This window comes from Burkholderia sp. Bp9090, from assembly GCF_003857985.1.
GTDB lineage: Bacteria > Pseudomonadota > Gammaproteobacteria > Burkholderiales > Burkholderiaceae > Burkholderia.
This window is the reverse complement of the sequence record NZ_QTPV01000006.1, coordinates 22,443-34,066: the sequence shown is the minus strand read 5'-3', so window position 1 is coordinate 34,066 and position 11,624 is coordinate 22,443. Positions and strand designations below refer to the sequence as shown.

Sequence of the window (11,624 nt, the reverse complement as noted above, 5' to 3'; positions counted from 1 at the left end):
CGGGGCGGAAGCAAGCGACACGTCGCGCGTGACGACGACCGACGGGTGGGCGTGCCACGATGCACATGCATGCGTCGTCGTCGCCGGCCCGCGCGTCAGCGCAGGATTGCCTCCGCGCCGACATCGTCGGACCGCGGCAGCACGGTCAGGCCGTCGCGCAGCGCATACGCGATCACTTCGGCGACGTTGTGCAACGCCAGTTTCGACATCAGGTTCTGTCGATGCTTGCGTACCGTTAGCACGCTGAGATTCAGCTTGATGGCGATGTCCTTGCTCGAGTGCCCGTTGGCGATCAGCACGAGGATTTCCTTCTCCCGGGCCGTCACCGGCGGCACGGCGGCGGCGGTGTGCTCGAGGACATGGGCGAGCGAGTCGCTGACATAGCGGATACCCGACAGCACCAGCGCGACGGCACGCAGCAGCTCGTCGCCGTCTTCGTGCTTGAGCATGTAGCCGTCGACGCCGATCGCCACGGCCGCCCGGACCGTCGCCGGGTTCTGATTGCCCGTGACGACCAGGATCCTGGTCTGCGGCGATTGCGCCTTGACTTGCTTCGCCAGTTCGATGCCGGGGAAGCCGGGTAGATCGAGATCGAGCAGCAGCAAATCGGCCTGCGTATCGCACACCAGCCGACCGACCATCCGGCCGTCGCCGGTCTCCCCCACGACGGTCCAGTTCGCTCGCGTCTTCAGCAGCAACTTCAGCCCGTCGCGAATGATGGCGTGATCTTCGGCAAGCACGATTTTTTTCATTTTTCTTTCGCCTTCTCCCGGGGCACCCGGAAGCTCGTTCCTTTGCGACAATACGATGCAACCCCGTTGCGACGTGTCACGCGGCGGGCGAGATCGACGCTCGCTCCGTTCAACGCCGGATCCGCTACGCGATTTTGAAATGGCAAACAGGATAGCGCAAGAATACCGTGCCGACGTGCAGCTGGAACTGGTCAATACGCTGTACCGACAGTCTCCGCCGATCCTGTTCGGCAACATCGCCGTCGTCAGCCTGACCACCTTTCTGTTGTGGAACGAGGTGTCGCGGCATGCGCTGCTCGCGTGGGCCGCGGCGATCTGCGTGCTGACCGCGATCCGTACCGTCATGGTCTGGCGGGATCGCCGCGCAGGCGAACATCCTGCCGGGACGGCCACGCGCCGCGCGCGGAAATACATGGTGTTCGCGGGCGTGTCCGGCTGCCTGTGGGGCGCCATGGGCGTGCTGTTCTTTTCGCCGGACAACACGATCGTGACCGCGCTGATCTGCATCGTGCTGGCCGGCATGACCGGCGGCTCGGTGGCGTCGCTCTCGTCGTGGTGGCCGACCTACGTGGCTTATGCGTTGCCGACGGTGCTGCCGTTCGCGATCCGCTCGTTCGCGTACGGCAGCTCGCTGTTTTCGGTGCTGGGCTTCCTGTCGCTGTTCCTGCTCGCGGTCAATCTCGCCTTCAGCCGGACGCTGCAGCGTACCGTGCGCGATGCCGTGTCGCTGCGCTTCGAGAACGTCGACCTGATCCGGCAACTGACGCAGGAGAAGGAGCGCGCCGAACTCGCCAATCGAAGCAAATCGCAATTCCTGGCCGCCGCCAGCCACGACCTGCGTCAGCCGACGCATGCGCTCGGCCTCTACATCGCGACGCTGCGGGCGATGGCGCGCGCGCCGAGCGTCGACGGAACCGCTCTCGACGACATCGCCGAACGGCTCCGCACCGCGTTGAAAGGCATGTCGCAATTGCTGAACGTGTTGCTGGACATTTCTCGGCTCGACGCGGGCGTGATCGATGTCGAGCCGCGCCGCTTCGCGCTGCAGCAGGCGCTCGACGCGCTGGACAGCCAGTTTCGTCAGGCCGCGCTGGCCAAGGGGGTGACGCTCAGGATCCGGCCGACCGCGATCTGGCTGGAAACCGATGCGGTGCTGCTGCACACGATCCTGTCGAACCTGCTGTCGAATGCCGTGCGCTATACGCAGCGCGGCGGCATCCTGCTGGCCTGCCGGCGTCGCGGCACCGACGTCGAGATCCAGGTCTTCGATACCGGCATCGGCATCGCAGGCGATCAACTGCCGCACATCTTTCGGGAGTTCTACCAGATCGGCAACGCGGCGCGGGACCGCGAGCAGGGGCTGGGCCTCGGGCTCGCCATCGTGCAGCGCACGGCGGCGCTGATCAATGCAAGCGTGCAGGTGCGTTCGACCGCGGGCCGCGGCTCGCTGTTCTCGGTGCGGCTGGCCATGGCCGACCAGGCCCCGTCGCACGCCACCGGCGCGCACCCGTCGGGCGAGCGTGCGGGCGCAGGGCGCGGGCAGGCGCGCAAGACCATCCTCGTCGTCGACGACGATCGCGACGTGCTGGCCGGCATGCAGACGCTGCTTCAGACCTGGGGGCATACCGTGATCGCCGCGCCATCGCTGGAGCGTGCGATCGAGCTTGCCGTGCCGCGGCGCGCCGAACTGGACATGATCGTGACGGACTTCAGGCTGGCGGGGCACGTGACCGGCGCCGATGTCGTCCACCGGGTGTTCCGCGTCATCGGACGCGAGATTCCGGCCATCATCATTACCGGCGATACGTCGCCCGAGGGCATCCATGCCGCTTCGTCGAGCGGCTTCAGCGTGATGCACAAGCCGCTCGACCCGCAGGAAATGCAGACCTTGATCGACGCGCCGGCGTGACGGCGTGACGACGCAGCGATGTCATCGCACCGCGCCCGCTCGGCACCCGCACGCGAATGCGACGCGTTCGCGACGGCAGCCGGCGCGGCCGGCGCAGCGGCGACGGCGCTACTGCATCTGCGGTATTTCCCAAACGAAACGGGTGCAGTACCTTCGCACCTGCTGGCAATCGTAAAAAACAGTCGCGCGGGGTAGCGAAGAAGGCAGGACAGCCGGGGAGACCAACCCACGGTTCAGGCCGCACGTCCGATCGAATCGGCACGGCGCCGGCACGGCCTGATGCCGCGGAACAGGATCGGTCGCAGTGCGGCCGATCCTGTTCCAGGCGTCGTCCTTTCTGAAAGCAACGCGACAGGGTGCCGTGCCTGCACCCTGAATCGCGCTCGCCTTGCGCATGAGCCGACCGGCCTCTCGCGGTCGAATCCTTGAACGGTCATGGCGCGGCCTCGCCCCCCGCCTGCCTGGAGCGCAACGGTGATGGACAATCTGCCCAATATCATGGTGGCCGCGTTCCCGGCCTTCGCGGTGCTGATCGCCGTGGAAATCGTACTCGCGGCGGTGCTCGGCCGGTCGCTGTACCGGACCCGCGACACGCTGGCGAACCTCGCGCTCGCGGCCGGCGCATTCGTCGCCAGCGTGCTGACCGGCGGGCTGGTGCTGGCGGTACTGAGCTGGGTGTACGCGCACCGGCTCTTCACGATCCCGACGAACGTCTGGTGGGCGTGGGTGCTGTGCTTCTTCGCGGACGATTTCAGCTACTACTGGTTCCACCGCCTGAGTCACGAGGTGCGCTGGTTCTGGGCGTCGCATTCGGTCCACCATTCGTCGGAACAATACAACCTGTCGGTATCGCTGCGCCAGACGTGGACGGGCACGATCACCGGATCGTTCCTGTTCTGGGCGTGGATGCCGTGGGTCGGGTTCCATCCGAAGATGATCCTGTTCATGCAGTCGGTGAGCCTGATCTACCAGTTCTGGATCCACACCGAAGCGATCGGCAAGATGCCGCGCTGGTTCGAGGCGCTGCTGAACACGCCGTCGCAGCATCGCGTCCATCACGGCAGCGATTTCGACTATCTGGATACCAACTACGCCGGCACCACGATGATCTGGGATCGGCTGTTCCGCTCGTACACGCCCGAGCGATTCACGCCGCACTACGGGCTGACGTCGAGCATCGGCACCGACAATCCGTTCAGGATCGCGTTCTACGAGTGGCGCAATATCGCGCGCGACCTCGCGAAAGCCGACAGCCTGCACACCGCGATCCAGTACCTGATCCGGCCGCCCGGCTGGAGTCCCGACGGCAGTTCCCTGACGACGCGCGATGCGCGGCGTGCCGCACAGCAGGTTTCCTGAGAAGACGATATGGCTCACACACGCGATCCACACGACCGGCGCCACGATGCGGCGCCATCCAGCGCCGGCCGCCGGCAATTCCTCGAATACGCGGGCGCGGGGTTGTTGTCCGCGATGCTGCCCGGTTGCGGCGGCGCGGATACGATTCAGCGGTCGACCTACGACGCGACCATCGCGGCGGGGCGGCAAACGATCCAGGCCGCGCTCGATGCCCATCCGCGGAACCTCGCGGGCATCTCGGTCGCGTTGCTCAAGGGCAATCAGGTCGTGTGGGCGCAGGCGTTCGGGAATGCGTCGATCAACCCGGCGGTCGCCGCCACGCCGACGACGCGCTACAACATCGGTTCGGTATCCAAAGTGATCGCGGCGCTGGCCGGCGTGATCCTGCAGGATCGCGGGCTGATCGACCTCGACGCGCCGATCGTCCGGTACGTGCCGTCGTTTACCATGCTGTCGCCGCAGTATACGCAGATCACGTCGCGTCATCTGCTGTCGCATTCGTCCGGGCTGCCCGGCCAGAACGTCGACGACATGTTCTCGTATGCGCCGATTCCGGGCTACGCGGCGACCGCGCAAAAGGTGCTCGCCAACGAACACCTGAATCATCCGCCGGGCCAGTTCGCGGTGTACTGCAACGACGGTTTCACGATCTTCGAGCTGGTGGTCGCGGCAGTCACCGGGCTGAGCTTCGCCGATTTCGTTCAGCGCGACATTCTCGCGCCGCTGAACATGACGAATTCCGGCTTCCTGACCAGCGTGCCGACGAGCGGCCAGTTCGCGCTGGCGTACGCGAACGGCATCCAGTACGGGCAGGAATTCGCGAATCCGTACGCCACCGGCGGCCTGTCGACGACGCCGCTCGACATGATGAACCTCGCGCAACTGTTCATCGGCAACGGCGTGTTTCAGGGGCGGCGCATCGCGTCGGCGGCCGGAATCGCCGACATGCTGACGGACCAGACCGACCGGTGGCAGATCAAGTCGACCCGGCTCGGTTACTCGTATGCCTATGGGCTCGGCTGGGACGACGTCGACGATCCGGTCCTGCGCGCGGCCGGCGCCGCCGGCGCGTACAAGAGCGGCGGCACGCAGTTCTTTTCAAGCCATTTCTACGTGCTGCCGGCGGCGCAAATGGCGCTGATGATCACCGGCAGCACCGGCTATGACGCGGCCGGCATCGCGCCCACGATCCTGCTGCAGGCGTTGCAGGAAGACGGCAGCATCGCCGGGGCCCCCGCGAAGGTGAATGTCGCTGCACCGCCGGCGGCTGCGTCGCCGGACGTTTCCGCCGTCGGCGGCGTCTACGGCAACGAATCGGCGCCGATGCAGGTCGTCGTGAACACGAACGGCAGCCTGGCGTTGACGCAATGGAACGGCACGGCGTGGATGGACGCCGGCCCGAGCAGCGCGCCGTACGTGTATCGCAGCGACGGCTGGTGGTGGAGCGACGGCGATACCGTGTCGTACCGGTTCGATATCCTGCCGGGCACGGACGACGCGGGCAACGCGGTGAGCAATCGGTATCTGACCAAGCGTGTGGTCGACGGCTCGGGCTATGTGTTCCGCGTCACGCCGTATGCGCAGCAACTGCCGGCGCTGCCGCGGCTCGACGCCGCCTGGCAGGCACGTGTGAACACGTCGTGGAACGTGATCAACGAATCGGCGCAGTCGGTGTTCTCGGGCGGCAAGCTGCGGGTGTCGCTCGGCAGCCTCGACGCGTTGCCGGGCTATGTCCTGTTCGCTTACAGCACCAGCGGCGGCGCCCACTTCAACTACCAGTTGTTGAAGCCGCTGGCCGACGACCGCTGCGGGATGACCGTGCAGATACCAGTGATGCCTGGCCGCGATCTGTTCGAAATCAGCATGACGAACGTGAGCAATGTCGAGACGATGGCGGCTTCCGGATGGCTGTGCCAGCGCGCGTGAGGGCCGGCGGGAAGGGCGCGAGGCGCGACATCAGCGGCATGACCGACGCGCCGGCAAGCCGGCTCCGGTGTTAAGGCCGGAACGTGTGCCTTCGTGACCTTGTGCCGCATGACGATCGACAGGCAGTCAACCTCGAGGGCAAGCTCGAGCGGTTACGGCCTCGCTCGCAACGTCACATCGGCATTCGGCGTCGCGCCCACCTTTTCGAGCGCCGCAACCGCGGCGTCGTTGCCTTGCAGGATGGCGTTCTGCAGTGCGGTGCGGCCGAGCGCATCGACGTGATCCGGGTTCGCGCCACGGCCGACGAGCACCGGCAGCATGTCGAGGCGGCCGAACAGCGCGGCGAACGACAATGCCGTTTCGCTGGCGGGATTTCTTCGCAGGGCTGATGCAGGGCCTCGACATGACGACCTGGGTGCAGTTGCCGGACGGCAACCTGCAGGTGCGGTTCAACAGCGGCGTGATCCAGTATCGGCAGGGCACCGGCGCCTGGACCGACGCATAGGCGGCCCGCCCGGGTGAAGCCGGCGCGGGACACGCGAGCGTGCGCCGGCGCAGTTGTCATGGCCGCGTCGATCAGCGTCACGCTGCCGCTTGTTTCAGCCGCGACGGCCGCTCGGCCGTTGAAAGGGGCTAAAGGAATCGAACAAGGTCCCGAGTTGTCCGGTACTAGGTGTCTTCCCTGAACGGGATCGCCATGGCCGCTCACCGCGGCCGCCGCAGAGCCGGCGATGACGGCGTACGGCCTTGACCCGCAAGGCTTCCGGGCGGAATGGACGCATCCGGCAGCCCGATGGACCCATGCCAGAAAGTAATGACTTTGAGCAATTTTGGCAATTTTCAAACAATGCATCGAATCCCATACTGCGGCTCATCCAATCACCGCCAGCCTGAGTGGCGAACCGCAGAGGACTCGAGATGCAACGAAACACAAGTGGGCAGCCGACCGTTCGCGATGCCGTCGTGGACTTGATGCGGCGCCTCGGCATGACGTCGGTGTTTGCCAATCCCGGCTCGACCGAGCTGCCCATGTTCCGCGACTTCCCGGAGGACTTCCGGTACGTGCTGGGATTGCAGGAAGCCGTCGTCGTCGGTATGGCGGATGGATATGCCCAGGCCACCGGCAATGCCGCTCTGGTCAATCTGCATTCGGCGGCCGGTGTCGGCAACGCGATGGGCAACATATTCACGGCTTTCAGGAACCGGACGCCGCTGATCATTACTGCCGGCCAGCAGGCCCGTTCAATTCTGCCGTTCGATCCGTTTCTGTCGGCATCGCAAGCAACCGAGTTGCCGCGGCCCTATGTGAAGTGGAGCATCGAATCGGCTCGTGCCGCGGATGTTCCGCTTGCGCTCGCCCGTGCTTACCACGTGGCGATGCAGGAGCCGCGTGGCCCGGTGTTCGTTTCCATTCCGGTCGACGACTGGGATCAGCCGGCCGACCTCGTCGAGGCGACACGGGTCAGCACCCGGTTCCGCCCCGATCCGGCATCGATCGCGGAGATCGGTGACGCGCTGGACAACTGCAAACGGCCGGCCATCATCGTCGGCGCGGAACTCGATCGTGCCGACGCCTGGAGCGAGGCCATCCAGCTCGCCGAGCGCCACAATGCGCGGGTTTATGTCGCGCCGATGTCGTCACGCTGCAGCTTCCCTGAAGATCACCGACTTTTCGCCGGATTCCTTCCGGCGATGCGCGAAAAAATCGTTCGGATTCTGGATGGGCATGACCTGATCTTCGTCATCGGGGCGCCGGCTTTTGCGTATCACGTCGAAGGCAGTGGGCCGCATGTGCCTGATGGCGCGGCGTTGTACCAATTGATCGACGATCCGGCTACCGCGGCGTGGACCCCGGTCGGCACGTCGGTGGTGGCGAACGTTCGCCTGGGGCTGGCGGACCTGCTCGCCCGTCCGGCGCCGCGTGGCCGGCCGTTGCCGGCGCCTCGCGAGGTCGTCGAGCGAGCCGAGCCCACGGCGGTCATGTCGGTCGCGTATGCGTTGCAGACGCTCTCCGAGGTGCGCGACGCAGCGGATATCGTGGTCGAGGAGGCGCCAAGTTCGCGGCCCGTCATGCAGCGTTATCTGCCGTTCACGCGCAGTCAGACGTTTTACACGATGGCAAGCGGCGGTCTGGGCTACGGCATGCCCGCCGCGGTGGGCGTGGCGTTGGGCAAACCCGGCAGCCGCGTGATCGGCCTCATCGGTGACGGCTCGACGATGTATTCGCCCCAAGCGATCTATAGCGCGGTCCAACTCGATCTCCCGATCACCTTTGTCATCCTGAATAACGCCCGCTATGCCGCCTTGCAGGAATTTGCGCCCGTCTTTGGCTTCTCCGCGTCGGATCCGGTACAGGGCACCGACCTCGCGGGGCTGGATTTCGTTTCTCTGGCCAACAGCATGGGTTGCGAAGGGGTGCGAGTGAGCGACGCGCCGTCGCTGAAGTCCGCGCTGGAAGACGCTTTGTCTTCGGGCAAAACGCGCCTTGTAGAAATTGTCGTGGCCTGACCGCGAGTCGGTGGTTCGACAGGCTGGCTTTTCAAACATATTCCAGGAGACGGCTATGAATCAGGTATCGATGTTGATCAACGGCGAGCGCACGATGGCTCGCGATGGGGCGACATTCGAGCGCCGCAATCCGCTCGATGGCACGGTTGCATCGACCGCACCCGCCGCGACCGTCGCCGATGCACAGGCCGCGGTGCACGCTGCCGCCGCCGCTTTTCCCGCTTGGTCGGCGATGGGGCCCGGCGAGCGACGCGCATTGCTGAATCGAGCCGCAGATGCGCTCGAAGAAAAGCGCGACGCTTTCGCGCTGGCAATGGCAACCGAAACGGGCGCGTCCCGCCTGTGGGCCGATTTCAACGTCAAGCTTGCGGCCGACGGATTGCGCGAAGCTGCTGCGATGATCACGCAGATTTCGGGCGAAGTGATTCCGTCGGACGTGCCCGGCAATCTCGCGCTCGGGGTTCGGCAGGCCGCCGGCGTCGTGCTCGGGATCGCACCGTGGAACGCGCCCGTCATCCTCGGCGTGCGTGCCATCGCGTTGCCGCTGGCTTGCGGCAATACCGTCGTGCTCAAGGGTTCGGAAATTTGCCCCGCGACCCACGGCCTCATCATCGAGGCGTTGCAGGACGCCGGGCTGCCGCGCGGCGTCGTGAACTTCGTCACGAATGCGCCGGCGAATGCCGGCGCCATTGTCGAAGCGCTCATTGCCGAGCCCGCGGTCAGACGGGTGAACTTCACGGGCTCGACCCGCGTCGGCCGCATCATCGCCACCCAGTGCGCGAAGTATCTGAAGCCATCGGTACTTGAGCTCGGCGGAAAGGCTCCGTTTCTTGTTCTTCACGATGCCGATATCGACGCTGCGGTTCAAGGCGCGGCATTCGGGGCGTTCGCAAATTCCGGTCAGATCTGCATGTCCACCGAACGCATCGTCGTCGACACGAACATCGCCGACGAATTCGTCGCGCGCCTGGCCGAAAAGGCGAAGAGCCTGCCGCTTGGCGATCCGAGAAAGGGCCCGGCCGTGCTCGGCTCCGTTGTAGACATGGCGACCGTCAGGAAGTGCAACGACCTGATCGACGACGCGCTGGCGAAAGGTGCGACGTTGGTCTGCGGAGGAAAATCCGAGACCACGCTCATGCCGGCCACGCTGCTCGATCACGTCACGGCCGACATGCGTATCTACCGGGAGGAGTCGTTCGGGCCGGTCAAGGCGATCGTCCGCGTCGAGGGAGACGAAGCGGCCATCGCATGCGCGAACGACAACGAATATGGTCTGTCGGCGGCAGTCTTCAGCCGTGACGTCGCGCGTGCGTTGACGGTAGCGAAGCGTATCGAGTCCGGGCTTTGCCACGTCAATGGGCCGACGGTTCACGACGAGGCGCAAATGCCGTTTGGCGGGATGAAGTCCAGTGGTTTCGGGCACTTCGGCGGCAAGGCGGGAATCGCGGAATTTACCGATTTGCGCTGGATCACCGTGCAAACGACGCCTCGTCACTATCCGTTCTGATGGTTGCCACGGTCGGGGCGCGTCTTGTTCGCGACGGACGAGACGGGCCGCTGGATCGTGGGCGCGAACAAAACAACAACCCTGTACCGGTGAGTAGCCTTCGCTCCTGTAACGACGAGCGATCGGCTTAAGGAGACTGCAATGCCTGTTGTCAATTTTGAGTGGTCGCTCGATCGCACCCGGTTCGAGTCGGGCCATCACGTCGGAAAACGGATTACCCAGGCAGGCGATTCAGGCTTCACTGCTCTGGTCGGGGGGGCGAAATGAACGATCGTAATCCCGGTCTGCCGATCGTCGACATAGGCCGCACCCTTGATGACGGACCGTTCTCGGCGTTTCAGCGAATGGTCGTCTTTCTCGCCGCGTTCGCGATCGTGATGGATGGCTTCGATGGGCAACTCATCGGGTTCGCGATTCCCAGCTTGATCAAGGAATGGGGCATTACGCGCAACGCATTTGCGCCCGCCGTTGCTGCCGGCCTCGTAGGCATGGGTATCGGTAGCGCGTTCGCCGGCCTTTTCGCGGACAGGTTCGGTCGGCGCTGGGCCATCATTGGAAGCGTGCTGGTATTTGGCCTGGCGACGAGTTCGATTGCGCTATCGCCGGACGTCATGACCATTGCAATCCTGCGCTTCTTCGCGGGACTGGGTATCGGTGGTGCGCTGCCAAGCGCGACGACCATGACGGCGGAATTTACGCCGGCTCGCCGGCGGACGCTCGCAGTCACCGCAACCATCGTGTGCGTACCGCTGGGGGGCATGCTTGCGGGACTGTTCGCGAGCGTCGTGCTTCCTCACTATGGCTGGCGTGGGCTCTTTCTCATCGGCGGCACGCTTCCCGTGGCACTGGCGTTCCTGCTGTATCTCGCCATGCCGGAATCGCCCCGGTATCTTGTCCGCCATGACGAACGCTGGAACGAACTGCGTCACCTGCTGACCCGCATGTCCCGCTCGATTCAGCCGGACGCCGTGTTCGCCGATCAGAAGGAACAGAAAGCGGTACAGCGTCCGGGCTTTCGTGCTCTGTTCGCGGACGATCAAGGCCGTGACACGATTGCAATCTGGATCGCTTTCTTCATGAACCTGATCGCGGTCTACAGCGCATTCAGCTGGCTGCCGACGATGCTTGCAGGCGAGGGGCTCAGCTCTTCGGTGGCGGGTTCGGGTCTTACCGCCTACAACCTGGGGGGCGTCATCGGCGCACTGGGCTGCGCAGTGGCAATCGGCCGGTTCGGGTCACGCTGGCCTTTGCTCGTGTGCTGTCTGATGGCATCCGCGAGCGCGCTTTTCCTGCGCGGCATCGACGTCTCTGCCCACACGACGTTGCTTGTGTTCGGAATTGGTTTGCACGGCCTCTTCGTGAACGCAGTTCAGTCGACGATGTATGCCCTTTGCGCCTACGTCTACCCAACCGAGATACGCGCGACCGGGACCGCATCCGCGCTTGCATTCGGGCGGCTCGGAGCGATACTCAGCGCGTTCGCCGGGGCATTCGTGATCACGCAGGGGGGAGCGTCCGCGTACCTGGGCATGCTTGGTGGGGCGATGTCGATGGTCTTTATCTGCCTGATGATCGTGCGTCGTCATGTTCCGCCCGTCAATCGCGCCTGACCTCAGGCTCCAGCTTGACAGAGGCGCGCGAATCCGGACTCCAGCGCGCCTCG

At 65.0% G+C, this 11,624-nt stretch carries 8 protein-coding genes and 1 pseudogene; 7 read left to right on the top strand and 2 right to left on the bottom strand.

Going from position 1 to position 11,624, the window contains the following annotated elements; translation table 11 throughout:
• Positions 1–95: 95 nt before the first annotated feature.
• A complete protein-coding gene (locus DIE16_RS07990; protein WP_124522923.1) occupies positions 96–752 on the bottom strand; it encodes a response regulator transcription factor in 657 nt (218 codons plus the stop codon).
• 139 nt (positions 753–891) lie between these two features.
• Here DIE16_RS07990 and DIE16_RS07985 point away from each other — a divergent pair, with 139 nt between their 5' ends.
• The 3 genes from DIE16_RS07985 (at position 892) to DIE16_RS07975 (ending at position 5,946) form a co-directional block, all read left to right on the top strand.
• Positions 892–2,661, top strand: a complete 1,770-nt coding sequence (locus tag DIE16_RS07985; protein ID WP_124522925.1) for a hybrid sensor histidine kinase/response regulator — start codon at positions 892–894, stop codon at positions 2,659–2,661.
• Between the two features lie 477 nt (positions 2,662–3,138).
• The gene (locus tag DIE16_RS07980) at positions 3,139–4,020 is read left to right on the top strand and encodes a sterol desaturase family protein (protein ID WP_124522927.1); all 882 of its coding nucleotides are present in this window, start codon (positions 3,139–3,141) and stop codon (positions 4,018–4,020) included.
• 9 nt (positions 4,021–4,029) lie between these two features.
• On the top strand, positions 4,030–5,946 hold the full coding sequence (locus tag DIE16_RS07975; protein WP_124522929.1) for a serine hydrolase: 1,917 nt from the start codon (positions 4,030–4,032) through the stop codon (positions 5,944–5,946).
• A gap of 152 nt (positions 5,947–6,098) precedes the next feature.
• Here DIE16_RS07975 and DIE16_RS07970 read toward each other — a convergent pair.
• A pseudogene (locus DIE16_RS07970) lies at positions 6,099–6,320 on the bottom strand (ankyrin repeat domain-containing protein); the annotation flags it as partial.
• Between DIE16_RS07970 and DIE16_RS36545 the strand changes: the two are divergent.
• From DIE16_RS36545 to DIE16_RS07955, 4 genes are all read left to right on the top strand, one after another.
• The gene (locus DIE16_RS36545) at positions 6,299–6,451 is read left to right on the top strand and encodes a hypothetical protein (RefSeq protein WP_185500365.1); all 153 of its coding nucleotides are present in this window, start codon (positions 6,299–6,301) and stop codon (positions 6,449–6,451) included. The pseudogene DIE16_RS07970 and the gene DIE16_RS36545 sit on opposite strands and share 22 nt — an antisense overlap.
• A gap of 413 nt (positions 6,452–6,864) precedes the next feature.
• A complete protein-coding gene (gene mdlC, locus DIE16_RS07965) occupies positions 6,865–8,454 on the top strand; it encodes a benzoylformate decarboxylase (RefSeq protein ID WP_124522931.1) in 1,590 nt (529 codons plus the stop codon).
• Between the two features lie 55 nt (positions 8,455–8,509).
• The gene (locus DIE16_RS07960; RefSeq protein WP_124522933.1) at positions 8,510–9,961 is read left to right on the top strand and encodes an aldehyde dehydrogenase; all 1,452 of its coding nucleotides are present in this window, start codon (positions 8,510–8,512) and stop codon (positions 9,959–9,961) included.
• A gap of 263 nt (positions 9,962–10,224) precedes the next feature.
• Positions 10,225–11,571 carry an MFS transporter gene (locus tag DIE16_RS07955; RefSeq protein WP_124522935.1) on the top strand — a complete coding sequence of 449 codons (1,347 nt, stop codon included), beginning with the start codon at positions 10,225–10,227 and terminating at the stop codon, positions 11,569–11,571.
• The last annotated feature ends 53 nt before the right edge of the window (positions 11,572–11,624 follow it).